23 protein-coding genes are annotated in these 26,148 nt (G+C 66.6%); 14 read left to right on the top strand and 9 right to left on the bottom strand.

The features are described from left to right. The first annotated feature begins 59 nt into the window (after positions 1–59). From ATO9_RS15545 to ATO9_RS15530, 4 genes are read left to right on the top strand one after another with little or no spacing between them, the layout of a single operon-like run. Positions 60–1,223, top strand: a complete 1,164-nt coding sequence (locus ATO9_RS15545) for an ABC transporter ATP-binding protein (protein WP_052418367.1) — start codon at positions 60–62, stop codon at positions 1,221–1,223. Next, a complete protein-coding gene (locus ATO9_RS15540) occupies positions 1,220–2,056 on the top strand; it encodes an ABC transporter permease (protein ID WP_043751175.1) in 837 nt (278 codons plus the stop codon). The genes ATO9_RS15545 and ATO9_RS15540 overlap by 4 nt, the downstream gene beginning before the upstream one ends. Positions 2,057–2,060: 4 nt before the next feature. After that, the gene (locus ATO9_RS15535; RefSeq protein ID WP_052418366.1) at positions 2,061–2,858 is read left to right on the top strand and encodes an ABC transporter permease; all 798 of its coding nucleotides are present in this window, start codon (positions 2,061–2,063) and stop codon (positions 2,856–2,858) included. A gap of 2 nt (positions 2,859–2,860) precedes the next feature. Then, positions 2,861–4,186, top strand: coding sequence for an aspartate aminotransferase family protein (locus tag ATO9_RS15530; protein ID WP_043751167.1), 1,326 nt, complete (start codon positions 2,861–2,863; stop codon positions 4,184–4,186). Here ATO9_RS15530 and ATO9_RS15525 read toward each other — a convergent pair. The 5 genes from ATO9_RS15525 to ATO9_RS15505 form a co-directional block, all read right to left on the bottom strand. After that, positions 4,183–5,478 (bottom strand): NAD(P)/FAD-dependent oxidoreductase, encoded by a 1,296-nt coding sequence (locus ATO9_RS15525; protein ID WP_043751165.1) that lies wholly within the window; start codon positions 5,476–5,478, stop codon positions 4,183–4,185. The two genes, ATO9_RS15530 and ATO9_RS15525, sit on opposite strands and share 4 nt — an antisense overlap. Beyond that, a complete protein-coding gene (locus ATO9_RS15520) occupies positions 5,478–6,254 on the bottom strand; it encodes an ABC transporter permease (protein ID WP_043751163.1) in 777 nt (258 codons plus the stop codon). Before ATO9_RS15520 ends, ATO9_RS15525 begins: the two co-directional genes overlap by 1 nt. Beyond that, on the bottom strand, positions 6,251–7,039 hold the full coding sequence (locus ATO9_RS15515) for an ABC transporter permease (RefSeq protein ID WP_202902149.1): 789 nt from the start codon (positions 7,037–7,039) through the stop codon (positions 6,251–6,253). The genes ATO9_RS15520 and ATO9_RS15515 overlap by 4 nt, the downstream gene beginning before the upstream one ends. 157 nt (positions 7,040–7,196) lie before the next feature. Further along, complete coding sequence (locus tag ATO9_RS15510; protein WP_043751156.1) at positions 7,197–8,255, bottom strand: extracellular solute-binding protein; 1,059 nt, start codon at positions 8,253–8,255, stop codon at positions 7,197–7,199. Positions 8,256–8,290: 35 nt separating this feature from the next. After that, a complete protein-coding gene (locus ATO9_RS15505; RefSeq protein ID WP_052418365.1) occupies positions 8,291–9,400 on the bottom strand; it encodes an ABC transporter ATP-binding protein in 1,110 nt (369 codons plus the stop codon). Between the two features lie 318 nt (positions 9,401–9,718). On the opposite strand from ATO9_RS15505, the gene ATO9_RS15500 reads away from it, so the two are divergent. The 4 genes from ATO9_RS15500 to ATO9_RS15485 all read left to right on the top strand — a co-directional run bounded on the left by ATO9_RS15500 (position 9,719) and on the right by ATO9_RS15485 (position 14,747). Further along, positions 9,719–11,320, top strand: coding sequence for a class I adenylate-forming enzyme family protein (locus tag ATO9_RS15500; RefSeq protein WP_052418364.1), 1,602 nt, complete (start codon positions 9,719–9,721; stop codon positions 11,318–11,320). A gap of 10 nt (positions 11,321–11,330) precedes the next feature. Then, the gene (locus ATO9_RS15495) at positions 11,331–12,179 is read left to right on the top strand and encodes an amidohydrolase family protein (protein ID WP_043751154.1); all 849 of its coding nucleotides are present in this window, start codon (positions 11,331–11,333) and stop codon (positions 12,177–12,179) included. 67 nt (positions 12,180–12,246) lie between these two features. Then, positions 12,247–13,680, top strand: coding sequence for an amidase (locus ATO9_RS15490; protein WP_043751152.1), 1,434 nt, complete (start codon positions 12,247–12,249; stop codon positions 13,678–13,680). A gap of 110 nt (positions 13,681–13,790) precedes the next feature. Continuing rightward, a complete protein-coding gene (locus ATO9_RS15485) occupies positions 13,791–14,747 on the top strand; it encodes a LysR substrate-binding domain-containing protein (RefSeq protein ID WP_043751143.1) in 957 nt (318 codons plus the stop codon). A 19-nt stretch (positions 14,748–14,766) separates the two neighbouring features. Here ATO9_RS15485 and ATO9_RS15480 read toward each other — a convergent pair whose 3' ends face one another. Continuing rightward, complete coding sequence (locus tag ATO9_RS15480) at positions 14,767–15,315, bottom strand: cysteine hydrolase family protein (RefSeq protein WP_043751141.1); 549 nt, start codon at positions 15,313–15,315, stop codon at positions 14,767–14,769. 72 nt (positions 15,316–15,387) lie between these two features. On the opposite strand from ATO9_RS15480, the gene ATO9_RS15475 reads away from it, so the two are divergent. Continuing rightward, on the top strand, positions 15,388–16,314 hold the full coding sequence (locus ATO9_RS15475) for a GlxA family transcriptional regulator (RefSeq protein WP_043751134.1): 927 nt from the start codon (positions 15,388–15,390) through the stop codon (positions 16,312–16,314). 42 nt (positions 16,315–16,356) lie between these two features. Here the strand turns inward: ATO9_RS15475 and guaB are convergent, their stop codons facing one another. The 3 genes from guaB to ATO9_RS23555 form a co-directional block, all read right to left on the bottom strand. Continuing rightward, positions 16,357–17,805: an IMP dehydrogenase gene (gene guaB, locus ATO9_RS15470; RefSeq protein ID WP_043751126.1), complete on the bottom strand. Its 1,449-nt coding sequence runs from the start codon at positions 17,803–17,805 to the stop codon at positions 16,357–16,359. Between the two features lie 235 nt (positions 17,806–18,040). Then, positions 18,041–18,922: an NAD(P)-dependent oxidoreductase gene (locus ATO9_RS15465; protein WP_043751123.1), complete on the bottom strand. Its 882-nt coding sequence runs from the start codon at positions 18,920–18,922 to the stop codon at positions 18,041–18,043. Between the two features lie 59 nt (positions 18,923–18,981). Beyond that, positions 18,982–20,748, bottom strand: a complete 1,767-nt coding sequence (locus ATO9_RS23555; protein ID WP_156127887.1) for a divergent polysaccharide deacetylase family protein — start codon at positions 20,746–20,748, stop codon at positions 18,982–18,984. Positions 20,749–21,050: 302 nt separating this feature from the next. Here ATO9_RS23555 and trpD point away from each other — a divergent pair, with 302 nt between their 5' ends. From trpD to ATO9_RS15435, 5 genes are all read left to right on the top strand, one after another. Further along, positions 21,051–22,073, top strand: coding sequence for an anthranilate phosphoribosyltransferase (gene trpD / locus ATO9_RS15455; RefSeq protein ID WP_043751120.1), 1,023 nt, complete (start codon positions 21,051–21,053; stop codon positions 22,071–22,073). 58 nt (positions 22,074–22,131) lie between these two features. Further along, positions 22,132–22,785 (top strand): uracil-DNA glycosylase, encoded by a 654-nt coding sequence (locus ATO9_RS15450; RefSeq protein WP_043751117.1) that lies wholly within the window; start codon positions 22,132–22,134, stop codon positions 22,783–22,785. Next, the gene (trpC, locus tag ATO9_RS15445; protein ID WP_043751115.1) at positions 22,782–23,606 is read left to right on the top strand and encodes an indole-3-glycerol phosphate synthase TrpC; all 825 of its coding nucleotides are present in this window, start codon (positions 22,782–22,784) and stop codon (positions 23,604–23,606) included. Before ATO9_RS15450 ends, trpC begins: the two co-directional genes overlap by 4 nt. Continuing rightward, on the top strand, positions 23,603–24,091 hold the full coding sequence (moaC, locus tag ATO9_RS15440) for a cyclic pyranopterin monophosphate synthase MoaC (protein WP_043751113.1): 489 nt from the start codon (positions 23,603–23,605) through the stop codon (positions 24,089–24,091). The genes trpC and moaC overlap by 4 nt, the downstream gene beginning before the upstream one ends. A gap of 148 nt (positions 24,092–24,239) precedes the next feature. Continuing rightward, positions 24,240–25,415, top strand: coding sequence for a molybdopterin molybdotransferase MoeA (locus ATO9_RS15435; RefSeq protein WP_043751110.1), 1,176 nt, complete (start codon positions 24,240–24,242; stop codon positions 25,413–25,415). Positions 25,416–26,148: the final 733 nt, after the last annotated feature.

Here is a 26,148-nt window from a genome sequence, read left to right as displayed (position 1 = left end):
TTCAGGACCTGGCCGGACATGTTCCGGCCAGTTTTGCCCCACGGAACACCGAGAACCTCATGACACGACAGACCCCGACCCCGAATGCCGCCTTCGGCAGCATCGACATCTCTTCCGTTTCGAAATCTTACGGTGATGCCGAAGTGCTGTCCGAGGTATCGCTTTCGATCCCGGCCGGCAGCTTCCTGACGCTTCTCGGACCGTCGGGCTGCGGCAAGACCACCCTGCTGCGCCTGATCGCGGGCTTCATCGCACCGACCCGGGGCAGCATCCAGATCGACGGTCGCACCATGACGCAGGTGCCCACGCAGAAACGTCCCATCGGGATGGTGTTCCAGAACCTCGCCCTCTTCCCGCATTTCTCGGTGGCCGAGAACATCGCCTACGGGCTCAAGCTGCGCGGCACGTCACAGGCCGAAACCCAGGCGCGGGTGGCCAAGTTCATCCAGCTTGTCGGGCTGGACGGCCTGGGCGACCGGCGCATCGCGCAGCTGTCGGGCGGCCAGAAACAGCGGGTCGCGCTGGCCCGGTCTCTGGTGCTGGAACCCTCGATCCTGCTGCTTGACGAACCGCTTTCGGCGCTTGACCTGCAATTGCGCAAGCAATTGCAGTTCGCGCTGAAGGACATCCAGAAACAACTGCGCACCACCTTCGTCTTCGTCACCCACGACCAGGAAGAGGCGACGATGATCTCCGACCGGATCGTGGTGATGAGCAACGGCCACGTCCAGCAGGTCGGCACCCCGCAGGAAATCTATTCCGACCCCCAGAACCTGTTCGTGTCCAAGTTCATCGGAGAGGTGAACGAACTGCCCGGCCGGGTCCGCTCGGCAGGGCAGACGCTGGCCGTGGAAACCGGCGCCGGCACGTTCGAACTCCCCCCCGGCGTGGCGCGCGGGCCCAGCCCCGCAGCCGGCGACAACGTCACCATCTGCCTGCGCCCCGAAAAGATCACCATGCTCGGCGACACGGCCCCCGCTCCCGGCATCGTCACGGCGCAGGCACAGGTGATCGACACGCTGGTCATCGGCCCGCTGACCCGCATCACGCTCGACGCACAGGGCACGCGGATGACCTCCATCCAGATGACCGACGCGCTTGGCCCCGTTACTGGCCGCGTGACGCCCGGCGCCACGGTCCGCATCGGCTTTCCCGCCGACGCCGCGCGCGTCTTCGCGCCGCTCACCGCCGACCTGGCCACCGCCTTCGGAGATCACGCATGAACACCGGCGAAAGACCCACCCTCGCCAAGGGGTTGATGCTGCTGCCCGCGCTGATCGTGCTGGGGCTCTTCTTCACCTCCGTCATCCTGCTGTTTTCCAACGCTTTCGTGGATCGCGGCGGGTTTTCCCTGAAATATTTCGAACAGATCCTCGCACGGCCCGACTACCACGTCGTCTTCTACCGCACCGTCCTGACCTCGATCATCGTGGCGCTGCTGGCGGTGCTATTGGCTTATCCGATCTCCCTGCTGCTCTGGCGGTCGGAAAAGCACCGCAACATGCTGCTGATCGTGGTGCTGGTGCCCTGGCTCGTCAGCCTCGTGGTGCGGACCTATGGCTGGATCATCCTGCTGGGCCCCAAGGGGTTCGTGAATGCCTTCCTCGGCTGGGTCGGCGTGATCGACACGCCGCTCAAGCTGATGTTCAACGACACGGGTATCATCATCGGTCTGACTCATGTACTGATCCCCTTCGCGGTGATCTCGATCCTGGCGTCACTCTTGTCGATCGAGGAAAACCTGGAAGAGGCGTCCCGCGTCCTCGGCGCCGGTCGCTGGCAGACCTTCCGGACCATCGTCTTCCCTCTCTCGCTGCCCGGGGTCTTCACCTCTCTAATGGTGATCTACCTGGCCTGCATCGGCGCCATCGTCACGCCGCTTCTGCTGGGCGGGATCACCGAGAAATTCGTGGGCTCGCAGATCTACCAGGAGGTCATGGCGACCTTCAACATGTCCAAGGCCGCCGCCTGGTCGATCTGCCTGCTGTCGCTCAGCTTCGTGTCCCTCGTCCTCCTCAAATTCATCGAACGCCGCGCCCTGCGCGGGCAGGAGTAACCCCATGGCCAAGATGACCCCCCTCATGAAGACAATCGGCATCGTGCTGCTGTTGCTGCTGCCGGCCCCGATCTTCATCGTCTTCGGCGCGTCCTTCAACGGAACCGGTTACATCCAGTTCCCACCGGAAAGCTGGTCTCTGCGCTGGTACGTGGACGCCTTCACCGATCCCAGATGGGGCCGAGCGGTGCTGACCTCGCTCTGGATCGCCGCCGTGGTGGCCACGCTGATCACCGCGATCAGCTTTCTCGCCGCCTATTTCACCCTGCGCTACGCGCCTAGGATCTCGGGCTGGCTGGAACTGGCGATCTTCTCTCCGCTCTTCTTCCCCCATGCCTCCATGGGGGTTGCGGCGGTGGCGCTGATGGCCGGCATGGGCATCGTCGGCACACCGATCGCGATCATCCTGGCACATCTGATGGTGACGATCCCGTTCTCCTACCGGCCCATCCACGTGGCCCTGAAATCCGTCGATCCGGACCTGATCCGCGCGGCCGAGGTCATGGGCGCGTCGGAACTGCGCGCGCTGTGGGACATCATCCTGCCGATCTGCCGGTCCGGCATCCTGACATCGCTGCTGTTCACCGGGATCATTTCGTTCGACGAGGTGACGGTGACCATGTTCCTGATCGGCCCCGACATCACGACGCTGCCGGTGCAGATCTTCACCTTCATCCAGGACGACGCCTCTCCCGTTCTTGCCGCGATCTCGACCCTGTCGGTGGTCATCACCTTCCTCGCAATCCTGTTGCTGGAACGGGTCGCCGGGCTTAGCTTCTTCGTGCAACGTCAGTCGAGTTGACCATGACCCACCTGTTTCACCGCGCGCCCCTCTCCCCGCCCCTCCTCGCCACCGGCGGGGAGGGCTGCTTCCTGATCGGGGCGGACGGCAAGCGATACCTCGATGGCAGTGGCGGCGCGGCGGTGTCCTGCCTTGGCCATTCCGACGACACGGTGAAGGCCGCGGTTCACGCCCAGATCGACGCCCTGCCCTTCGCCCATACCGGCTTCTTTACCTCCGCCCCCGCCGAGGCGCTGGCGGAAAAGCTGATCGCCCAAGCGCCCGAGGGGTTCGGCCGCGTCTACCTCACCTCCGGCGGCAGTGAATCCGTCGAGGCCGCACTGAAACTGGCCCGGCAGTGGGCCATCGACAGCGGACAGCCCGACCGCCGCCGCATCATCGCGCGGGATCAAAGCTATCATGGCAACACGCTCGGCGCGCTCGCGACCGGCGGCAACGCCGCACGCCGCGCACCTTTCGCGCCGCTGCTGCCAGAAACCTGGCATATCCCGCCCTGCTACGCCTATCGCGGGCAGGACAACGGCGAGAGCGAGGCCGAATACGGCCGCCGCGCCGCCGACACGCTCGAGGCGCAGATCCTCGCCCTCGGCCCCGAAACGGTGCTGGCCTTCGTCGCCGAAACCGTCGTCGGCGCGACCCTCGGGTCGGTGCCGGCGGCGCAAGGCTATTTCAGACGCATCCGCGAGATCTGCGACCAATACGGGATCCTGCTGATCCTGGACGAGGTCATGTGTGGTTCGGGCCGCTGCGGCACCTTCTTCGCCTTCGAAGCCGAGGGGATCACCCCCGATATCGTCACCATCGCCAAGGGGCTGGGCGCAGGCTACCAGCCAATTGGCGCTGTCCTGTGCACCGAAGCCCTCTACCAGACCATCGTCAACGCCAGCGGCGCGTTCCAGCACGGCCATACCTATATCGGCCACCCGGTCGCCGCGGCCGCCGCCAATGCAGTGATGGGCCGGCTGATCGACGACGACGTCCTCGGGCGGGTCATCCCGGCGGGCGAGGCGCTGCAGGCGGCACTCACCGACCGGCTGGGCCAGCACCCCCATATCGGCGACATCCGCGGCCGCGGCCTGTTCCGCAGCGTGGAACTGGTGGCGGATCGCGACACGAAAACCCCCTTCGACCCGGCGCGCAAACTGCATGCCAAGGTCAAGACTGCGGCGATGGAGGAAGGGCTGGTCTGCTACCCGATGGGCGGCACGGCGGATGGCAAGGCAGGCGATCACGTGCTGCTCGCCCCGCCCTACATCATTTCCGAAGACGAAATCGGCATGCTGGCCGACCGGCTGAGCGCCGCCATCGACCGGGCACTGGACGCCTAGCGCCCGGTGACCCGCTCGATCTGGTCGCGCAGCTTGTACCAGCCGGTCATCATCGGCAGGAACCACGCCTTTTCGCGGTAAAACGGCATGGTCGGGAAGCCGAGGTTCCAGAAGGCCGATCTTTCGCCCCCCGCCATCGCCTGCCCCGCCATATGGCCCAGGTAGCTTTGCATCGCCACGCCCGACCCGTTGCAGCCAAGCGCATAGACGATGCCCTCGCGTTCGCCCAGATGCGGCAGCAGGTCGAAGGTAAAGGCGATCTGACCGGACCAAGCATAGCGGATCGGGATGCCGCTGGTTTCGGGAAAAACGGCGTGAAGCCTGGCGGCCAGCTCTGTCGCCAGCTCTGACGCATCGCGGATGCGCAGGCTGGCGCGCCCGCCGAAGAGGATGCGTTTGCGGTCCGGCGTGGGCCGGAAATAGCTCAGCAGGCGGCGGCTGTCGACGGCTGTCCGCCCCTCGGGCAGCAGCGTGTCGATCATGCCTTCGGGCAGTTCCTCGGTCACGACGATATAGCTTGCCGCCGGGATCACCCGCCGCCGCACCCAGGGGTTCAGCCCGTCGGAATAGCCGTTCGTCGCGATCAGCACCTTGTCGCAGCGGATCGCCACATCGCCGGCCCTGACCTGCCATTCGGTCCCCTGCCGTTCGATACCGGTCACGCGGATATTGTCGCACAGCACCGCGCCGCGCGCCTCGGCCATGTCGACAAGGCCCTGCACGTAACGCCCCGGATGCAACTGCCCCGCACGGTCGATGGTCATGGCCCCGTGATAGAGGTCCGACCCGATCACCCGGCGTTGCTGGTCACGGTCATACAGCTGCACGCCGTCGCGCCGCATCTTGGCCGCCTTGCCCTTCATCGCCTCGAAATGCCCCGGCAGCGTCGCACAGACCACGCGCCCCGACCGGCGGTATTTCGCATCGCGCGACAGCTCTGCCGTGCGCGCCTCGACGAAATCGAAGGACGCCGCCGCCTCGGTCTTCAACTGGTCGAACACACCCTCGGGCAGGCTCTGTTCCAGCGGCGAACGGACATTCGAGGACGAGGCCGTCTTGCCCAGGTTCACGCCGCTCGACACGTGGCCCGCATTGCGGCTGCTGGCGCCATGGCCGAAATCCTCGGCCTCCAGCACGACGACCTCTGCCCCCGCCTGCCGCAGCGCGATGGCCGCGTTCAGCCCGGTGAACCCGCCGCCGACAATGACGACATCGGCCCGGGCGGGCGGCGTGTGGCCCAGCTTGCGCGGCGGGGCCTCTTCCCACCAATAGGGGGTCTGGATCAGGCTCATCAGTCACGCTCCACGAAGAACTGGATGCCGATGACCTTGTCGAGCACGAAGACCATCAGCGAGGTGAACAGGACCAGCGCCGCAGAGACGGCCGCGATGATCGGGCTGGCGCTTTCCAGCACTTCGGAAAAGACCTGCACCGGCAGCGTCATCACGAAGGGGCCGACCAGGAACATCGTCACGGTCACCTCGTCGAAGGAGATGATGAAACTGAACAGGAGCGAGGTCACCAGACCCGGCCGCACCGCCGGCAGCGACACCAGCCAGAAGGTCCGCCAGGGACGAGCCCCAAGGCTTGCCGCCGCTTCCTCCAGTGCCGGATCGGCCTTGCGCAGGGCGGCGACGACGGGGCGGTAGGCATAGGGGATCGTCAGGATGCAATGCACCAGGATCAGCCCGGTGAACGTGCCCAGCCAGCCAAGGCCCGACAACGTCACGATCATGATCACCCCGATGGCCGCATGGGGAAAGATCAGCGGGGTCAGCAGGATCGTCTCGTAGGTCGTGCCGAACCGCATCTCGTGGCGGACCACGGCCCAGGCGGCAGCGAAAGAGGCCGCCGTGCTGACCAGCGCCCCGATCAGGGCCAGCAACGCGGAGGTGCCCAGCACCTTCAGCCAGTCGGCCGAGCCAAGGAATTCCGCATACCAGCGCAGCGAGACGCCCTTGATCGGAAAGGACAGGTACCCGGCCGAGGTGAAGGACGACAGCACCACAATGACGATGGGCAGGGGCAGGAAAAGAAGCACCGCAATGGCGATGGCACGGGTGGTCATTGCGAACCTCCGTCGGACAGGCGCCGGGCGACCCAGCGTTCAAGGATCTGGATGGGCAGGACGACGGCCAGCGCGGTGATCAGAAGCACCGTGGCCAGCGCCGCGGCCTTGGGATAATCGAAGAAATGCATGACCTCCTGGAAGATCTCGGTGCCCAGCATCGTGTCACCCAGCCCGCCCAGCAGCAGCGGCGTCACGATCGCCCCCGTCGCCATCAGGTAGACCAGCGTGATACCGGTCAGCACGCCGGGCAGCGACAACGGCAACAGCACCGTGCGGAAACTGTAGGAGGGCCGCCCGCCCAGGCTCATCGACGCCTCTTCCAGGTTGCGAGGGATCTGCATCAGCACCGACAGGATTGCGATGATCATGAAGGGCAGCAGCACATGCACCAGCCCGAGGATCACCCCGAAATCATTGTACATCAGCTTGGCCGGTCGTTCGATCAGCCCGGTCCAGGTCAGGAATCCGTTGATCAGGCCGCGCGGGCCCAGGATCACCACCCAGCCATAGCTGCGCACCACGATCGACACGAGCCAGGGGAAGATGATCATCAGCAGCAGGAAGTTCCGGTTCCCGCGATAGCGCGCCACGTAATAGGCCGTCGGAAAGCCCAGCAGCAGGCAGAAGAATGTGGTCATCGCCGCGATGCGCAGGGTCCGGCCCAGCATGGCGACGTAATCGGCCCGGCTGAAGATCGCCTCGTAATAGGACAGGTCGATCTGCCCGTCGGTCACAAGGGACGATCCGATCAGTCGGATCAGACCGTACAGGAAGACGCACATCAGCAGGCCCGAGGGCGCCAACAACAAGGCTATTCGCAGGGATCGCGGCAAAGGAGGCTCCGGTTTCGCTTAGGGACCCGCCGGTGCCGAAAGGGCGCACCGGCGGGCAGAGAACGGCCCGGACTGGCCGGGCCGTACTGGGATGCTCAGGGGTGGGTCAGAGCGTGGCCAGCATCTGGTCGATGGCGGCAACGGTGTCTTTCTGGTTCTCGGCGATATAGCCCCAGTCGGGCTGGTAGAGCCGCGCCCGCAGCTCGTCATATTCGCCGCCCAGCTTGGCCTTGATCTCGTCGGTGGCCTTGGCGTCGTTGTTGGCAGGGATGTAGCCCGACAGGGCCGTGCCCCGTTCCTGTGGCGCGGCAGAGGCGATGTAGTTCAGCCATTCCGCCACCATTTCGCGGTTCTTGACGCCCTTTGGCGCAAAAATCGCATAGGGCAGCAGCAGCGCCCCCTCTTCGGGGATGACGATACGCACGTAATCGACACCCGCTTCGTTCAGCGACCAGACACGGACCGAATAGAACGGCATGGCCGCGACCTCTCCGCGCTCCAGCATGGTGTTCTGCTGTGCCAGCGAATTGCCGACGTTCAGCACGTTCTTCGCCATGCCCTTCAGCAGCTCCATGCCGCCCTCGGTGTTGTATTCGTCACCGCCCGCCGTCTTCGACAGGATCGTCAGGTCATAGGTCGACAGGTAGATCGGCCGGGTCATGCCCAGGCGGCTTTCCCATTTCGGATCGGCCAGGTTCTTCCACGAACTGAACTCCTCGACCGGGGCCTCGTTGGTGTTCACGGCGATCCCGTAATAGGCGAAATACGGGGTGACGCCGGCGATGCGGCCATCCTCGGTCTTCAGCCAGTATTTCTCGTCGATGTTCTTCATGTTGGGGATCTCGTCCAGGCCGAACGTCTCCAGCATGTCGTCCCGCATCAGGTTCACGCCCTGCACGAAAGTGCCGATCCCGGTATGGTATTGCGGATTGCCGGCCTGGGCGCGGAACTGCGCCTCGGGGTTGGGCAGTTCGACGATGCGGACCTCCGTCCCCGTCTCCTCTGCATAGGGTTCGGCAAAGGCGTTGGTCCAGGTGTCCCCGACGCCACCACCCCATGAGGCATGCAGAAGCGGGCCGGATTGCGCCAGCAACCGGCTGGGCATCGAAAGGGTCGCCGTGGCGCCAAGTGCGCTGGCAAGGGTCTGTCGTCTGGTGAATTTCATCTGATGGTCCTCTATGTCGGGTTGGATCGCCCCGGTTAGCCCGGGATCACGGTTGTGGTATCGGCGGCCCAGCTGATCTGGACCGTCTCGCCGTTCGGAAAGGGATGCCCCTCGCCCGCGCGGAATGGCACCTGCGCCAAGAGCGGCCCCGCCGCACTGTCGAGCGCATAGGTCACGGTGGACCCGGAAAAGCTGTGAGAGACGACTTGCCCGGTCAGTGTCGGCCCGGTCGGCGCCGGGTCGGTGTTGGGGCCAAGCGTCATGTATTCCGGGCGGATCGAGATCCAGACGCTGTCCCCTGCCCCGATCCCGGACCCTTCGACCAGGGGCACGGAAAACGGCTGGTCGATGCCATCGACGGCCAGCACCGCTCCGACGGCATCGCGCGACACGGCGCGGGCCTCGACGAGGTTGGTCTCGCCCACGAACTGGGCGACGAAACGCGTTTGCGGATGATGATAGGTTTCCACGGCCGAGCTGAACTGTTCGACCCGGCCCGCATTCATCACCGCGATCCGGTCGGACATGGACAGCGCTTCCTCCTGGTCGTGGGTGACGAAGATGAAGGTGATCCCGGTCTCTTTCTGGATACGCTTGAGCTCGACCTGCAATTGCCGCCGCAGCTTGAGGTCCAGCGCCGAAAGCGGCTCGTCCAGCAGCAGCACGTCGGGCGACGTGACCAGCGACCGGGCCAGCGCCACGCGCTGCCGCTGCCCGCCCGAGATCTGGCCGGTACGACGTGTCTCGAACCCCTCCAGCCCGACCAGCGCAAGGATGTCGCGCACCTTGCGGTCCAGCCCCTCGGTCCGCTTGCGGGCCCGCAGCCCGAAGGCCACGTTGTCGTAGACGTTCATATGCGGAAACAGCGCCAGGTTCTGGAACACCAGCCCGATCTCGCGCTCGTAGGCCGGGTCCTTCGACATGTCCTCGCCGCGCATCAGGATACGACCCGAGGTCGGCGTCTCGAACCCGGCCATCATGCGCAACAGGGTGGATTTCCCGCAGCCCGACGGCCCGAGCAGCGTGACGAACTCGCCCTCGGCAACATCAAGGGTCACGCGGTCGACCGCTGTCGTTCCGTCGAATTCCTTGGTGACGGCATCAATCTGCAGGATCGGCTGGGACAAAGTAGCTGTGTCGGGCACGCAGAGGCTCCGGTTGTGGTGAATGGGATCAGTGGATCGGTGGTCGAACATGGCCCTAATGTGGGGCCGGGGATGCCCCCCAAGTCAAATATCAAGTCTGCAGCACATCATTCCAAAAACTTATGGAAACCTGACGCGCCACGTCGTCGTCAAACTTGTTCAAAAACAATCGGATGCCGAGATCAGAGAAGATAACTTCTGGTTATGATATGCGCCAAATTCGAAATTTGCGGGTCTGACGGAAGGCTGTCTAGGTAGGGTCGACCGCACGGAAAAATCGCCGTGCAGATGACAAGAACTGCAGGAAATTCCCTTTCGATGACACCCGTTCCCCTGACCACGCCGGACCAATCCCCTGCAGACCGCCGCGCCGCGATAGAACAGGCCCCGATGCCAAACTCGATCCCCGCGCTCCTCGACGAAGCGGTCGCGGATTGCCCGGAGGCCACGCTGTGGGAATTCTTCGACGAAGGCCTCTCTGCCACCTTTGCCGAGGTGCGCCGGGACAGCATGCGGATGGGCGCGTTCCTGGCCGGTGAAGGCATCTGGCAGGGCGACCGCGTGGCCGTCATGCTGCCCAACATCCCCGAAATGCCGCTGACCTGGCTGGGCCTGGGCCGGATCGGGGCGGTGATGGTGCCGGTCAACACCCGCTCCTCCGCCCGCGAACTGGCATATGCAGTCGAAAACTCGGGGGCGCGGCTTCTGCTGATCCACGAAGATTATGCCGACCTTTTGGAAGAGGGCGACCTGGATATCGAGGTCATCATCGTGGGCCCCCCCGACTGGGACAAACGCGTCAGCCGCGCCGATGCCGCCAAGTGTCCAACGCCCCGGCTGGACCGCGATACGCTGGTCAACATCCAGTACACGTCCGGCACGACCGGCCTGCCCAAGGGCTGCCTGCTGACCCATCGCTACTGGCTGACCACGGGAATGGTGAATGCCTGGCGCGACGGCCTGCGCCTGCGCCGCATCCTGGCGACGACGCCCTTCACCTACATGGACCCGCAATGGCTCTTGCTGATGGCGATATACCAGCGCGGCACGCTGGTCGTCGGCCGCAAGCAGAGCGCCACGCGGTTCTCGGGCTGGCTGGCCGATCACCGGATCGACTTCTGCCTCTTCCCCGAGGCCGCCAGCAAGCAGCCCCCTGCCCCCCATGACAACCAAAACGTCGTCAAACGCGCCAATATCTACGGCGTCCGCGCCTCCGCCCATCGCGAGATCGAGGCCCGTTTCGGCTTCAAGGCGCGCGAGGCCTTCGGCATGACCGAAATCGGGTCGGGCATGTATGTCCCCATCGAAGCCGAGGACATGATCGGGTCCGGCAGCTGCGGGCTTGCCTCGCCCTTCCGCGAAACCCGCATCGTCGACGATAACGGCCAGGACCTGCCGCCGGGCGAGATCGGAGAACTGCTGATCAAGGGCCCCGGCATCTTTCAGGGCTATTACAACAACCCTGACGCGACCGCCAAGGCGATCCGCGACGGCTGGTTCCATTCCGGCGACCTGTTCCGCAAGGACGAGAACGGTTTCCACTACATCGTCGGGCGCAAGAAGGACATGATCCGCCGCTCGGGCGAGAACATCGCCTGCCGCGAGGTCGAAGGCGTCCTGCGCGACATGGACCAGATCGAAGAGGTCGCCCTGGTGCCCGTCCCCGACGACATGCGCGGCGAGGAAGTGAAGGCCTTTCTGACCCTCCAGGACGGACACACGGGCGACGAGGCCCTGATCGACCAGATCGTCAGCTACGCGGAAAAGCGCCTCGCCTCGTTCAAGGTGCCCCGCTACTTCGAATTCATCGAAGAGATGCCGCGCACACCGTCTTTCAAGGTCGCCAAGACCGCATTGACCAAGGACCGGGACGACCAGCGCACCAGCGCCTTCGACCGGGTTGACCAGATCTGGCGATAGGAGCATCCCGATGATCATCGACTACGGCGCCACCCCGCCCATCCCCGAACTCTCGCTCTCCGACGGGGCGCATCTGAAGAATTACCGCCGGGTCTATGCCTCGGCCGAAAAGGCCGCGGATCGCGGATCCATGGACCTCGAGCAATGGTTTTCCGCCGTGGACGAGGCCGGGATCGACCTGACCGTGATCAAGGCCCGCGACGTGGAAACCACCTTCGGCGGCCGCGTCACGAACGAAGCGGTGGCCAAGGTCGTCGCGGATCATCCCGGCCGCTTCCTGGGCTTCGCGGGCGTCGATCCGAACAAGGGCATGACCGCGCTGCGCGAACTTGAGGACGCGGTGACCGGGCTGGGCCTCAAGGGCCTGAACATCCAGTGTTTCGAGAACCGACTCGCCATCGACGACCGCCGCATGTACCCGGTCTATGCCAAGTGTATCGAGCTCGACATCCCGGTGAACATCCATGTCGGCATGAACTTCTCGCTCAAAACCTCGCCGGAATTCGGGCGGCCCATGCTGCTCGACAAGGTGCTGTGCGACTTCCCCGATCTGCGGGTCATCGCCTCCCCGCCCGGCTGGCCCTGGGTCGAGGAATTGCTTGCCGTGGCCTGGCGTCACCCCAACCTGTCGATCGGGCTGGTCGCGATGCGGCCCAAGCTGCTGGGCGTCGAGAATTCGGGCTACGGGCCGCTCATGCAATACGGACGCACGATACTGAAGGACCGGATGCTCTTCGGCACGGCCTGGCCGATGCTGCCGATGAAACGCGCGATCGAGGAAATCCGCGCCCTGCCCATCGACGAAACCATCGCCAATCGCTGGCTTGGCGAAAACGCGAAGGCGCTCCTGCGCCTTTGACATGCCGCAGGGGGATGCACCCCGCGACCAGACGCGCCAGTATGGCGGAGGGAGAGGAGACCCCAGAATGACCGAAGACGATCTGTGCCGCATGTCCGCGACGGACCTCCTGCCGCGCCTGAAATCCGGAGAGGTCAAGGCCGCCGCGCTGATGCGTGCCGTGCTGGACCGCGTGACGCGACTGGACACCGAAACCAACGGCATCGCCCATATGGACCCCGACCTGGCCATGGCCGAGGCAGAGGCACGCGACAAGGCGCTGGCCGCAGGCGAGGCGCCGGGCGACCTGCAGGGCATCCCGGTCACCGCCAAGGACCTGCTCAAGGTCAAAGGCCTCCCGATGGAGATGGCCTCCTACGCCTTCGAGGGGCAGACCCCCGAAGACGACGCCGAAGGCATCGCCCGCCTGCGCCGCGCCGGGGCCATTCCCTTCGCCAAGTCCGCCACCCCTGAATTCGGCCACAAGGTGCTGACCGACAGCCCGATCAACGGCGTCAGCCGCAACCCCTGGGACCTGTCGCGCAGCTGCGGCGGGTCATCCGGCGGGTCCGGCATCGCGGCCTCCATGGGGTTCGGACCGATCCACATCTCGTCCGACGGGGCGGGATCGGGGCGCATCCCCGCCTCGGCCTGCGGGGTCACCGGGCTCAAACCGACCTGGGGCGCCATCCCGCATGAAACGACGCCAGATGTCTTCGGCTCTCTCACCGTGATCGGCGTCATGGCCCGTACGGTGCCGGACCTCGTGCTGGGCTTCAACGCCATGAAAGGCCCGGACCGCCGCGACCCGATGACCTTCGGCAGCACGACTGGCCCGATCCACCTGCCCGCCGACCCGCGCGAAACGCTCAAGGGCCTGCGCCTCCGCGTCGTCATGCGCACCGTGAACGACTGGCTGGACCCGGAGGTCGAGGCTGCCGTGCAGGGCGCGGTGCAGCAGATGATCGACGCCGGCGCGCGGGATGTGGGCCAGATCGACAACCCGGTCTACGACATCAACAACGCGCTGATCTTCATGCGCGGCTACCAATACGCGCGCTTCGGCCACCTGATGGAAACCCACGGCGACAGGCTCGACCGGACGGCGAAGATGTCCCTGACCGCCAATCCCGAACTGACCTACGAATCCCTCGCCAAGTCGATGAAGGCCCGCACCGATATCTTCCACGAGGTCGAGCGGCAGTTCGACGGCGCGGATATCTACATCACGCCGACCATCACCACTCCATCGCTGGCCGCCGACCAGAAACAGGACGAACCGCTGATCGTCGACGGGGTGAACCACGGCGCGCTGCGCGAGGCATGGTATCCCTACACGGTGCCGCAGAATGCCAGCGGCCACCCGGCAATGTCGGTGCCCGTGGGCATGTCCTCCGCAGGCATCCCCATCGGCATGCAGATCGTCGGCCCCTGGCACAGCGAGGAACGGCTTCTCTCCATCGCCGCTGCGCTCGAGGCGATGATGCCCTGGGCCGACCGCTGGCCGCCCGCCGCGCGGTGATGCGCCCCCTGTCCGTCCGATGACCTGCGCCCGCACCCGGAAGGGACACCGGAAAATCCCGTTGTCTTTCAGCGCATTGCCACTACGGTAAGCTCAGGGAGGACGGACGCATGCGCATCACGCACCGCCAGCTCGAGGCATTCATCCAGTTCATGGAAACCGGCACCGTCACCGCGGCGGCCGAACGGATGCTGGTCACCCAGCCCGCGATGAGCAAGATGCTCGCCGGGCTGGAGATCGACCTCAAGCTGACGCTCTTCCAGCGCGAGAAACGCCGCCTGATCCCCACCGACGAGGCCCGGCTGCTCTATAACGAGGTCCGGCGCCTCTTTGCCTCGCTTTCCGACGTGGAACGCTTTGCCGAGGACCTGCGCACCTTCCGCACCGGAGAGCTGCGGATCATCACCGGCTCGACCCTCGGCCTGACGCTGGTCGCCGATGCGCTGTCGGATTTCTGCAAGGAAAACCCCGAGGTCGACGTGCTGATGGACATGTCGTCCAATGTCGGGCCGGACGTGCTGGCCGCCAATGTCGATATCGGCTTCTCGGTGACGCAGTTCCAGCATCCCTCGCTCAAGATCGAACCGCTCTTCCATGTCAGTTCGGTCTGTATCGTGCACAAGGATCATCCGCTGGCGGATCGCGACCGGCTGGGCCCCAAGGACCTTGAGGGAGAAGAGTTCATCTCCTTCACCCGCGACACCCGGATGCGGCACATCACCGATGGCGTGTTTGAACAATACCGCGTCGCCCGGAAGATGCGGATCGAGGTCTTCGCCTCCGCCGAGGCCAACGCGCTTGTGTCGCGGGGTGTCGGGGTGGCCATCGTCGAACCGCTCGGCGTGCGCCAGAATTTCTGGCCCGACGTCCGCGCCATCCCCTTCGATCCGCCGATCGAGTTCACCTTCTCCGCCTTCCGCCCCCGCGACCGCATCGCCTCGCCGCTGGCCAACCGCTACATGCAGATGTTGCGCGACTACATCCGCCAGATGCGGGACGGCGAAAGCCACCTGCCCGCCTGGATGGATGTCCGCCTGCCCGGAGAGGCCCGCCCCCCGGTGGACTGACCCTGCGCGGTGCTTGCCTTCAGGCCGGAACGCTGAGGTCCGCCGCCTTCACGACCGTCGCATAGCGCGCTGCGAGCGGTGCCATGATCGCCGCATGGACCTGATCCGCCGCGACATCGACACCGTCAAAGCTGACCGCAGCCGCCGCGCAGGCGTCCGACACCAGCGTGACCTTGTAGCCAAGATCCGCCGCCGCGCGGGTTGTGGCATCTATGCACATCTGGCTCATCGCGCCGCATATGATCAGGTGTTCCACCCCGTCGGCCCGCAGAATGTCATCCAGCCCGGTCCCGACAAAGCTGTTCGGACGCGCCTTTTCGACGACGCGTTCGCCATCCCGGGACGCCACGGTGTCGTGGATTTCGCTGCCCTCGGTCCCTTTGCGAAAAAAGGGCGCGTCGGCAGGCGCGATGTGGCGGATGTGCAGGATGGGATAGGCCTTGTCCCGGGCCATATCGAGGATCGCCGCGGCCTTGGTCGCGGCAGCCTCCATGCCCGGCAGGGCCATGCGGCCCCCCGCGAAGTAGTCGTTCTGGATATCGACAAGGATCAGGGCAGTCTGGGTCATGTTGAAGTACCTCCTGACCCCTGTTTACGCGCACAGTGCCCCGCCCTACGATTGGCGCGTATGACAAATGATGTGCCAGATACGCCAATCCGCGCCCGGATCGCCCTTCTTGGCTACGAGGGGGTTCAGATGTCGGCCGTGCTCGGCCTGATCGACCTGCTGGAGATCGCGAACCGCTATGGCAAGGAAACCGGGGCCGGACAGATCCTGCACGACGTCCTGCGCGACGGCGCGCTGCCCGACACGCGTTTCGATGCCGTCTGGCTGCCGCCGAACCTGACGGGGCAGCGCGGGGCCGCAGACACGGCGATCCATACCTGGCTAAGCGACCGGCACCAGGCGGGCGCCCTGATCTGCTCCGCATGCGCCGGGGCCTTCTGGCTGGGTCATGCGGGCCTCCTGGACGGGCGACCGGTCACCACGCACTGGGCGCTCGAGCCGGAGTTTCGCGCGGCTTTCCCCAAGGCGCAGCTTCACGCAGAGAGCATCCTCGTCGACGACCACGACATCGTCACCGCCTGCGGCGTGATGGCCTGGGTCGATCTGGGGCTGCACCTGGTCAAGCGCTGGCTGGGGGCAGAGGTCGTGTCGCAGGTCTGTCGCCACATGCTGATCGACCCGCAGGGACGCGAGCAGCGCAATTACCGCAGTTTCCGGCCGCGCCTGGATCACGGTGACACAAGGATCCGCGACCTGCAGGTCTGGATGGAGGCCAACGTGACCGGCGATCTGTCCGTTACCGCGCTCGCCTCCCGCTGCGCCCTGCCCGAGCGCAGCCTGCAACGCCGCTTCACCCGGGCCACCGGTCTGCCGCTCAGCACCTACGCGCAGGAGCTGCGGGTCGAAAAGGCGCGCGGGTTGCTGGAACGCAGCCAGATGCCGGTCAACGAGATCTGCTGGGCCGTGGGATACGAGGACCCCTCCGCCTTCAGCCGCCTGTTCCGCAGTGTCTCTGGCCTCAGCGCCAGCGAGTACCGCAAAAGGTTCCGTATCAGGTAGCAACCGACCGAGGTTCGGCCGATTGCAACTGTGCGCTGGCCGTCAACCGATCCGGTAGTTCGGGCTTTCGCGGGTGATCTGAACGTCGTGCACGTGGCTTTCCTTCAGCCCCGCGCCGGTGATCTTCACGAACTGGCAATTGTTGCGCATTTCCTCGACCGTGGCGCAGCCGGTATAGCCCATGGCCGCGCGCAGACCGCCGACCAGCTGGTGCACGACCGTGTTGGCCGACCCCTTGTAGGGCACCTGGCCTTCGATGCCTTCCGGCACCAGCTTGTCCGATGCCGCGTCCTTCTGGAAATAGCGGTCGGCCGAGCCGCGCGCCATTGCCGCGATGGAGCCCATGCCGCGATAGGATTTGAAGGACCGGCCCTGGTAGAGGATCACCTCGCCCGGGGATTCGTCGGTGCCCGCGATCATCGAGCCGACCATGGCAACCGAGGCGCCCGCCGCGATCGCCTTTGCGAAATCGCCCGAGAACTTGATGCCGCCATCGGCGATGACCGGGGTGTCGCCCGCCGCGCCCGCGCAATCCATGATCGCGGTCAGCTGCGGCACGCCGACACCGGCGACCATCCGCGTGGTGCAGATCGACCCCGGGCCGATCCCGACCTTGATCGCATCCGCGCCGGCGCCGATCAGGGCGCGGGTGGCCTCGGCGGTGGCGACGTTGCCGGCCACGACCTGGACCTCGTTGGACAGGCGCTTGACCCGCTCCACGGCCTTGGCCACGCCTTCGGAATGGCCATGCGCCGTGTCGATCACGATCAGGTCGCAGCCCGCATCGATCAATGCCTCGGAGCGCTCAAAGCCCGCATCGCCCACCGTGGTGGCCGCCGCGACCCGCAGTCGGCCCAGGTCGTCCTTGCAGGCGGTCGGGTTCAGCACGGCCTGTTCGCTGTCCTTCAGGGTCAGCAGGCCGGTCAGCTTGCCGGTCTTGTCGGTGATCAGCAGTTTCTCGATCCGCTTGGCCTTCATCAGCGACAGCGCCTCGGCGCGATCGGCGGGTTCATGCATGATCGCCAGATCCTCGGCGGTCATCATCGCGTGGACCGGGGTGTTCTCATCCGTGGCGAACCGCATGTCGCGGTTGGTCAGGATGCCCACGACGCGGCCGCCCTCGTCGACGACCGGAAAGCCCGAGATGCGATATTGTTCGCGCAGCGCGTTGGCATCGGCCAGGGTCTGGTCGGGGCGCAGCGTGATGGGCTTGTAGACGATCCCGCTTTCGAAGCGTTTGACGCGGCGGACCTCGTCGGATTGCTGCTGCACCGTCAGGTTGCGGTGCACCACGCCCATGCCGCCGGCCTGGGCCATGCAGATCGCCATCCGGGCCTCGGTCACGGTGTCCATGGCCGATGACAGCAGCGGGATGTTCAGGGAAATGGATTTCGTGACCTTGGTGCGGGTATCCGCCGTAGACGGCAGCACGTTCGAAGCTGCGGGCGTTAGCAGGACGTCGTCGAAGGTCAGGGCCTCGCGAATCTCCATCGGATACCTCCATGGCGTTGTTCACTTGGCGCTTCCCTATTGCATGGATGTGCCGGAGGGGAAAGGGGCAAAAACCGTCGTGATCCAAATGGGCCTGCGGCATTCCATCCATGTGCCCGATCCGCCCTTCGGGCCGATCGGGCGGGGCCTCCGGCGGGAGTATTTCCGGCAAGATGAAGCAGGGGATGCGCCCGGAAGACGCCGGAAGTTCCCTGAACACGCCAAAAGATGAATGTCAGTCGCGGGTGGGCTCTCCGGCGAGGCGGGTGAGCACGGGGAAATACTCCGCGGCAAAGCCCACTTTCTGCGCCATCTTCATCCGCGCCTGCGCCAGTTCGGCGCCGGGGGCCACGAGCCCCGCCTCCTCGGCCATTTCCAGCGCATAGGAGACGTCCTTGAGCGCATAATCCGTCGGAAAGGCGCCCTGCGGGAAAGTGTCGGGGATCATCGCCTTCTGGCCATGGTTGCGCAGGGCGAAACTGTCCGCCGATCCCTGCGACAGCACCTCGAAGAGCCGCTCGGGCGCCATGCCCGCCGCGCGGCCAAGCGCCTGCGCCTCGGACAGGGCGACCACGTTCTGGAACAGCACCATGTTGTTGAGGATCTTGGCCACCTGACCGCAGCCCACATCGCCGCAATGCAGGATCGCCTCGCCGGCATGGGCCAGGATCGGTTCGATCCGGGCGAAGACGTCCGCCGCGGCGCCGACCATGATGGCAAGCGTGCCGGCCTCGGCCGCCGCACGGGTGCGCGCGACCGGGGCATCGGCGTAAGAGGCCCCGCGCGCCGCGGCCTCCTCCGCAAGGCGCCGGGTCAGGCCGACCGGGGCGGTGGACATGTCGATCAGCACCTGGCCTGCGCGCAGCTGCGGGATCAGCGCGCCGGCCACGGCCTCCACCTGGGGGCCGCCGGGCAGCGACAGGAAGATCAGGTCGGCCTCCTGCGCGATCTGCTCTGCTGTCGCCGCCTCTGCGCCCAGGGCGGTCAGCCGGTCCACCGGGCCCTCAGAAAGGTCGCTGACCAGCATCCGAGCCCCGGATTTCTGCATCATGTTGCGGCAGATGGGTTCGCCCATCACCCCCAGGCCGATGAAGCCCAGCACTTGTCCATCACTCATGCCATCCTCCCTGATATCTCAGGGATAGACCTGCCGCGACGGCATCGCAACGCTGAATTCTACTCTTCGGTAGAGGCTTTGAGCGCGTAGGAAACAGGCGCCATGGCCACCCGCGACGCGCGATCCGCCAACCCCCAGAGCAGCAGCACCGACACCGTGTCGGGCCGCAGCCGGGCGACGAGGATCACCGCCTCCTCCTGGCCCGCGCGGAAGGCGGCGTTGTCCATGAAGCGGCGCATCACCGTGCCGCTCTGCCCCTCTCCGTCGAGGTCGCGGAACACGGTGGCGGCGGGCACGCCTTCGCGGGCCGCCAGCTTGCGCGCCGTGTCCAGCCCCTCGGGATAAAGCAGCAGGCCATGGCCGCTATCGGTCAGGATCTCGGCCAGCTGTTCCGATTGCGCCCGCCCCGCCTGGAGCGAGCGATCCGGGGTTTCCATGACGGCCACGGCCTCGTCCAGCGCCTGGAACCAGCCGGCGGCCTGGGTTTCCATATCCTGCGCGGTGACACCCTCCGGCAGGTCGACCAGCGCGAGCACTTCATGGCCGGCGGCACGGTACATCGCCTGTTTCTCGGCCGCGTCGGGGGCGTCGACCGGGATCGCGACGGATAGCGGATAGGGGAAATTGCGCGGGAGTTCGAACCCGTCCTCGGCCAGCCCGTCGTCGATCAGCACGATGGAGAGGAGCGGCTTGGCCTCAGGGTTGTCGAACGGGGCGGCGAAACGGTCGATCGCGGGGGCATCGGGGTCGACGGGGGCGGCCTCCGGCGCGGCCTCGGTCGCGGTTTCCTCTGCCGGGGTGGCATTGCGCTCGGTCAGGGGCACCGCGCGCTGGCCGGGCATGGTCGTGGCGGGACGCCCCGCGAGGCCGGTCCCTGCGGTGGTGGCTTCGGCGTCGGCCTCGGCCGGTTCTTCGGTCGTTTCGGGGTCCAGAGCCTGGGCGACCGAGGCGTCGGCATCCTCGGCCGTGTCCGCGACAGCCGCGTCGGCCGGATCGGCAGCGGCGTCCTCGGTCGTTTCGGCATTTGGCGCGCCCGTGGCGTCAGGTACCGGGGCTTCCGCCACCGTGGCATCGGCCCCCTCTGCATCGGTCGCGGCCTCGCCAGCGGGCTCCGCAGGTTCGTCGGACGGCTCAGCCACCGCCTCGGCCGGATCGCCGGCCACGGCGTCCATCCCACCCGCGCCGGCCCCGGCTTCTGCCGGGTCCTCCGGCGGCGTCGGCAGATCGGCCTGCGCTTCGGGCGCGTCGGGCGTGGTCGCGGCCATCTCCAGGTCGGAGGAGGAGAACTGCGTGATCGTCTCGCCCGGCTCGGCGCGCGGCGGGGTGCGCGGCTCGGTCGCGGCGTCGGGCTGCGGCTCCTGCCCCGGCACGCCGGGCAAGGCGGCCTGCGGGTTGGGCAGCACGGGCTGTTCCGCCGTGGGCTCCGCGCCCTCGGTGCTGCCGGTGCCGGGCGGGTCGGACAATTCGCTTTCCGGGCCGCCGATGGCGGGCGGCGTCGCCGGTTCCAGCGCGTCGTCCCGGATGGCGGCCAGGTCATCGGCCTCGGGCGTTTCGCTGCGCGGCACGTCGGCGATCTCGGGGCTGGCTTCGGTGCGGGGCAATTCTGCCGGACTGTCGGCCCGGTTGGACATGAACCCCGACCCCGCCGGCACTTCGGCCGCGCCGGTCGCGGGCGGCATGTCGCCGGGCAACGGCAGGCTCAGCGATGACACCGCCGCCACGCCACCGGCCAGGATCAGGCCCCAGATCGTCCCAAGGATGAAACCGCGCAACACCTCTGCTCTCCTTCCGCCGGGATGGTCCCCGGTCTCATGGATCAGCCTCATGGATCAGCCTGCCCTCTTGACGCTGGCTTTCCGCTCGGCCCATTTAAGGCCGACCTCTCCGGGCAGCAAGCCGACAGCGGCGCAACCGGAACCAAGCACGGACCAGGACAGCCAGAGAAGGCCGGACAGGACCGTCGGGGGACAGACTTTGCCTCGGGCCCCGCCCCGGGACATGTGCCCCGGGTCTCGGCCCGAACCAGGGCGACTGCGGACCGGTCACCGGCCCGTATGACAGGATGATATCACAAGCGCAGCCGCGTTCCAGTGGCCGCGGCGCCGTAATCGGCGGAAAGGGATGGAGAATGAGCGACGCGCTGAAACCGATGATCGCCGCCGCGCCAGAGCGCCCGCTGACCCGGCAGGAGGCGGAAACCGCCTTTGACCTGCTCTTCGAGGGCGAGGCGACGCCGGCCCAGATCGGCGGCTTCCTGATGGCCCTGCGCACCCGTGGCGAAACGGTCGAGGAATACGCCGCAGCCGCCGCCGTGATGCGGGCCAAGTGCAATGCCGTCACCGCGCCGGAGGGCTCGATGGACATCGTCGGCACCGGGGGCGACGGCAAGGGCACGCTGAACATCTCGACCGCCACCGCCTTCGTGGTGGCCGGGGCGGGCGTGCCCGTGGCCAAGCACGGCAACCGCAACCTCAGCTCCAAATCCGGGGCGGCGGATGCGCTGGCCGCCCTGGGCGTCAACGTCATGGTCGGCGTGCCCGTGGTCGAGGCCGCCCTGGCCGAGGCCGGGATCGCCTTCATGATGGCGCCGATGCATCACCCGGCGATCCGCCATGTCATGCCCGCCCGGACCGAACTGGGCACCCGCACGATCTTCAACATCCTCGGGCCGCTCACCAACCCCGCCGGGGTCAAGCGTCAGCTGACCGGTGCGTTTTCCCGCGACCTGATCCGCCCGATGGCCGAAACCCTGGGACTGCTCGGGTCCGAACGCGCCTGGCTGGTGCATGGGTCGGACGGCACGGACGAGCTGACGATCACCGGCATCAGCTGGGTTGCCGCCCTGGAAGAGGACGGATCGGTCAACGAGATCGAGATCCACCCCGAAGAGGCCGGCCTGCCCGTGCATCCCTTCGAGTCGATCGTCGGCGGCACGCCCGAGGAAAACGGCGCCGCCTTCCGCGCCCTGCTGGCGGGCGAACCCTCGGCCTATCGCGATGCGGTGCTGCTGAACTCCGCCGCCGCCCTCGTCGTCGCCGGCCGCGCCGGTTCGCTGACCGAAGGGCGCGACATGGCCGTGGAAAGCATCGACAGCGGTGCCGCCCGGGGCCGGATCGAGGCGCTGGCGCGCATCACCTCCGCCGCCACCTGACCCGGCGCGGCCCCAACCCCGGGGGCGGCGCGCCCGCCCCCAAGGACGACCCTTGCCGATGACCCTGCCCCCCGCCTGGCGCGACCTGCCCTTCTTTGCCGAAGACTACCCGCGCATCGCGCAAACCCTCGCGGCCTCCCCCGACCCCGTCCTGCCGCCCGATCCCGACCGGTTCGCGGCGCTCGACCTGACCGCCCCTGCCGAGACCCGCGTGGTGATCCTGGGCCAGGACCCCTACCCGACACCGGGCCACGCCCATGGCCTGGCCTTTTCCGTCGAACCGGATGTCCGGCCCCTACCGCGCTCCCTGACCAATATCTTCAAGGAAACGCAGACCGATCTCGGGGGCCATCCCGCCAGCGGCGACCTCCGCCCCTGGGCCCGCCAGGGTGTGCTGTTGCTCAACACCGCGCTCTCCGTGCCGGCGGGCAAGGCCGGCGGCCATGCCAAGCTCGGCTGGGCCACGCTCACCCGCCAGGTGCTCGACCGGCTCGACGACCGGCCCCGCGCCTACATCCTCTGGGGCGCCCATGCCCAATCCTTTGCGGACCGGATCACCCACCCCGACCACCTGATCCTGCGTTCGGCACACCCCTCGCCCCTTTCGGCGCGGCGCGGGTTTTTCGGGTCTCGCCCATTTTCATCCGTCAATAACTGGCTTACGTCTCGGGGAGAGCCGCCAATCAACTGGATCGGAGCCAGCATCCCATGACCGAAACCGCCCTCGACCGCATCAAGGCCTACAAGCTCGACGAAATCGAGGCCGACAAGGCCCGCTACCCGCTCTCCGATGTCGAGGCGCTGGCCCGGGAAGAAGGCCCCGTCCGCCCCTTCACCGAAGCCCTGCTTCATGCCTCCCGCGGGGGCTACGGCCTGATCGCCGAGGTCAAGAAGGCCTCGCCCTCCAAAGGGCTCATCCGCGAAGATTTCGACCCCGCCGCCATCGCCAGCGCCTATGCCGCCGGCGGTGCGACCTGCCTGTCGGTGCTGACCGACACGCCGTCCTTCCAGGGCTCCAAGGATTACCTTGGCCAGGCCCGTGCCGCCTGCGACCTGCCGGTGCTGCGCAAGGATTTCATGTACGACACCTACCAAGTGGCCGAGGCCCGCGCCCTTGGCGCCGATTGCATCCTGCTCATCATGGCCTCGCTCGAGGACAGCCAGGCGGCCGAGCTCGAGGCCGCGGCGCAAGTCTGGGGCATGGATGTCCTGGTCGAGGTCCATAACGAGGACGAACTCAACCGCGCGGCCAAGCTGAAATCCAACCTGCTTGGCATCAACAACCGCGACCTGCGCACCTTCGAGACCTCTCTCGACACCACCCGGCACCTTGCCCGGCTGGCCCACGAGGACAAGATCCTGGTCTCCGAAAGCGGGCTCAACACGCCCGAGGACCTGGCCGATATCGCCCAGTACGGCGCCCGCTGCTTCCTGATCGGCGAAAGCCTGATGCGCAAGGACGACGTGGAACAGGCCACCCGCGACCTGCTGGCCGATCCCTATCTCGCCCCCGGCGTGGGGGTCGGGCTATGAGCCTCACCCATTTCGACGCCGCCGGCCAGGCGCATATGGTCGACGTCTCCGACAAGGCCGATACCGACCGCATCGCCGTGGCCGCCGCCCATATCCGCATGCTGCCCGAAACCCTGGCACTGATCCAGGACGGCACCGCGAAAAAGGGCGACGTGATGGGCATTGCCCGCCTCGCCGGTATCATGGGGGCCAAGAAGACGGCGGACCTGATCCCGCTCTGCCATCCGCTGCCCATCACCAAGGTCACCGTCGACCTGACCCCCGATCCCGACCTGCCCGGCCTTCGGATCGAGGCGATGGTCAAGACCACCGGCAAGACCGGGGTCGAGATGGAAGCGCTCACCGCCGCCTCCACCGCCGCGCTGACGGTCTACGACATGTGCAAGGCCGTGGATCGCGGGATGGAGATCGGCGGCCTTCACGTCCGGCTCAAGGATGGCGGCAAGTCCGGCCGGTACGAGGCCGGAACGGATCAGGGCGCGTAACGGCTGACGCCACGCCCGGCCGGCCCGCAACGGAGCCCCCCAAGACGGCGCGCGCCCGGACAGCCCCCCGCGACCATCCTCGGACTTGACCCCGGGATCCTCAGCCGCCAGCGTCGCCCAAAGCCTGACCCATGACACCGGACCGCCCATGATCTCCGTCGCCGAAGCCCTCGACCACCTCTTCGCGCTCACCGCGCCCCTCGGCACCGAAGAGGTGCCGCTGACCCGTGCCGCCAACCGCACCCTCGCCGCCCCCGTCACCGCGCGGCGCAACCAGCCGCCCTTCGCCGCCTCGGCCATGGACGGCTACGCCCTGCGCGCCGCCGACCTCGCCCCCGGCGCAACCTTCGACGTGATCGGAGAGGCCGCCGCCGGCCGCGGCTTCGCCGGCACCGTCGCGGCGGGCCAGGCTGTGCGCATCTTCACCGGCGCCCCCGTGCCCGACGGCGCCGATCACGTCGTCATTCAGGAGGACACGACCGCCCGCGGCTTCCAGGTCACCCTGACCGGCGAGTACGGCGAAGGCGCCAATATCCGCGCCGCCGGCGGCGATTTCCGCGAGGGCGACACGATCTCCGCCCCGCGGGTGATCTCGCCTGCGGATATCGCGCTCTTCGCCGCGATGAACGTGCCCCGGGTCACTGTCACTCGCCGCCCCACCGTCGCTTTGATCCCCACGGGCGATGAACTCGTGCAGCCCGGCGAAACCCCCGGCCCCGACCAGATCGTCGCGTCGAATTCCTACGGTCTGCACGCCCTGCTGGAGGCCGCAGGCGCCGCCCCCCGCCTGATGCCCATTGCCCGCGACCGGATCGACAGCCTCGAGATGATCTTCTCGCTCGCCCGCGATGCCGACCTGATCCTGACCATCGGCGGCGCCTCCGTCGGCGATCACGACCTCGTCGCCCAGGCCGCCCAGGGCCAGGGGATGGAGCAGAGCTTCTACAAGGTCGCCATGCGCCCCGGCAAACCGCTGATGGCGGGCCGGTTAGGCAATGCGGCGATGATCGGCCTGCCCGGCAACCCGGTCTCGGCCATGGTCTGCGGCCACATCTTCGTGGTGCCGGTGATCCGTCACATGCTGGGCCTCGGCGCGGCCCCGGTCCCGCGCCTGTCGGCTCCGCTGGCTCAGGATATCCCCGCCAACGGCCCCCGCGAACATTACATGCGCGCCCGCCTGGACCAGACCGGAGCCATCGCCCCCGACACCCGCCAGGACAGCGCGCTCCTGTCGGTCCTCTCCGGCGCCTCCGCCCTCCTCGTCCGCGCCCCCGACGCCCCCGCCGCCCGAGCCGGAGAGCCGGTTCCCTACATCCCCCTCTGAGAAGCCCTTTTGACCGGGCCTCCTGCTACCCGGCCTCGCGCCAGAGAGCGCAGCCGCGGGTCCAATCCATCACGTTTTCAAATGCGAAGCACGGATGGAATTGCTCGAGCGACGAGAGAGATGCGTTCTTCGCTATCGGCCCTTTGCTGACATTTAACAGGATAGTCATCGCCGCAGCGCAGCGTCACTGGACTGATTATCCGTGGCATGGTCTTGCAGTCCTCGGTCAGCAGTGAGGGCTAATCTTGCCCTGCTGGTCGCCTTGATAGGCAGAAGTCGACCCTACAACTGCTTGATGGCAGTCCAATTTCTCGGGTAGCACTTACAACGCAAAAACATTTTCAAACTGACGAAAGAAGGCCGTCATTCATGACGAAAATAACGGTTGATTGGAAAGGCGTTACCTTAGAACCACACTGGTATGCCCCCGGTGACGCAAGGACGAAAGTAGATCGCTTTGGCAAGAGAGGGGGTTATCGTGTGCATCCGGCCGGAGATGGTCACAATGAGTCAGCGAATGCTGTATTCTACCGATCCTTGGAGGACGTTGCACAGCACCTGCTTGCTCGCCCTGACTGGGGGCTTCGCTTCAAGACTCCGGCAGGTGCCGCTAACATCTTCTATGATGGCATAATCATAGACGGAAAGCCTCGCTGAACACACTGAAGAAATGGCGACTGAGGGTGACCTGCCCCCTGTTGGTCCCTCGTTCATAATGAGAGTCTGCAGGTTG

The sequence above is a fragment of the Pseudooceanicola atlanticus genome (assembly GCF_000768315.1).
GTDB classification, from domain to species: domain Bacteria; phylum Pseudomonadota; class Alphaproteobacteria; order Rhodobacterales; family Rhodobacteraceae; genus Pseudooceanicola; species Pseudooceanicola atlanticus.
Note: the sequence above shows the minus strand (reverse complement) of the source record. Positions and strands in the feature narration are given on the sequence as shown.

Excerpts from the sequence above, each read along its gene's own strand:
- ATO9_RS15465 (WP_043751123.1), bottom strand. The coding sequence starts at position 18,922 with ATGAGTGATGGACAAGTGCTGGGCTTCATCGGCCTGGGGGTGATGGGC.
- ATO9_RS15530 (WP_043751167.1), top strand. The coding sequence starts at position 2,861 with ATGACCCACCTGTTTCACCGCGCGCCCCTCTCCCCGCCCCTCCTCGCC.
- ATO9_RS15480 (WP_043751141.1), bottom strand. The coding sequence starts at position 15,315 with ATGACCCAGACTGCCCTGATCCTTGTCGATATCCAGAACGACTACTTC.
- ATO9_RS15535 (WP_052418366.1), top strand. The coding sequence starts at position 2,061 with ATGGCCAAGATGACCCCCCTCATGAAGACAATCGGCATCGTGCTGCTG.
- ATO9_RS15540 (WP_043751175.1), top strand. The coding sequence starts at position 1,220 with ATGAACACCGGCGAAAGACCCACCCTCGCCAAGGGGTTGATGCTGCTG.
- trpD (WP_043751120.1), top strand. The coding sequence starts at position 21,051 with ATGAGCGACGCGCTGAAACCGATGATCGCCGCCGCGCCAGAGCGCCCG.
- ATO9_RS15485 (WP_043751143.1), top strand. The coding sequence starts at position 13,791 with ATGCGCATCACGCACCGCCAGCTCGAGGCATTCATCCAGTTCATGGAA.
- trpC (WP_043751115.1), top strand. The coding sequence starts at position 22,782 with ATGACCGAAACCGCCCTCGACCGCATCAAGGCCTACAAGCTCGACGAA.
- ATO9_RS15490 (WP_043751152.1), top strand. The coding sequence starts at position 12,247 with ATGACCGAAGACGATCTGTGCCGCATGTCCGCGACGGACCTCCTGCCG.
- guaB (WP_043751126.1), bottom strand. The coding sequence starts at position 17,805 with ATGGAGATTCGCGAGGCCCTGACCTTCGACGACGTCCTGCTAACGCCC.
- ATO9_RS15500 (WP_052418364.1), top strand. The coding sequence starts at position 9,719 with ATGACACCCGTTCCCCTGACCACGCCGGACCAATCCCCTGCAGACCGC.
- ATO9_RS15545 (WP_052418367.1), top strand. The coding sequence starts at position 60 with ATGACACGACAGACCCCGACCCCGAATGCCGCCTTCGGCAGCATCGAC.
- ATO9_RS15520 (WP_043751163.1), bottom strand. The coding sequence starts at position 6,254 with ATGACCACCCGTGCCATCGCCATTGCGGTGCTTCTTTTCCTGCCCCTG.
- ATO9_RS23555 (WP_156127887.1), bottom strand. The coding sequence starts at position 20,748 with ATGAGGCTGATCCATGAGACCGGGGACCATCCCGGCGGAAGGAGAGCA.
- moaC (WP_043751113.1), top strand. The coding sequence starts at position 23,603 with ATGAGCCTCACCCATTTCGACGCCGCCGGCCAGGCGCATATGGTCGAC.
- ATO9_RS15435 (WP_043751110.1), top strand. The coding sequence starts at position 24,240 with ATGATCTCCGTCGCCGAAGCCCTCGACCACCTCTTCGCGCTCACCGCG.
- ATO9_RS15515 (WP_202902149.1), bottom strand. The coding sequence starts at position 7,039 with ATGTGCGTCTTCCTGTACGGTCTGATCCGACTGATCGGATCGTCCCTT.
- ATO9_RS15495 (WP_043751154.1), top strand. The coding sequence starts at position 11,331 with ATGATCATCGACTACGGCGCCACCCCGCCCATCCCCGAACTCTCGCTC.
- ATO9_RS15450 (WP_043751117.1), top strand. The coding sequence starts at position 22,132 with ATGACCCTGCCCCCCGCCTGGCGCGACCTGCCCTTCTTTGCCGAAGAC.
- ATO9_RS15525 (WP_043751165.1), bottom strand. The coding sequence starts at position 5,478 with ATGAGCCTGATCCAGACCCCCTATTGGTGGGAAGAGGCCCCGCCGCGC.
- ATO9_RS15510 (WP_043751156.1), bottom strand. The coding sequence starts at position 8,255 with ATGAAATTCACCAGACGACAGACCCTTGCCAGCGCACTTGGCGCCACG.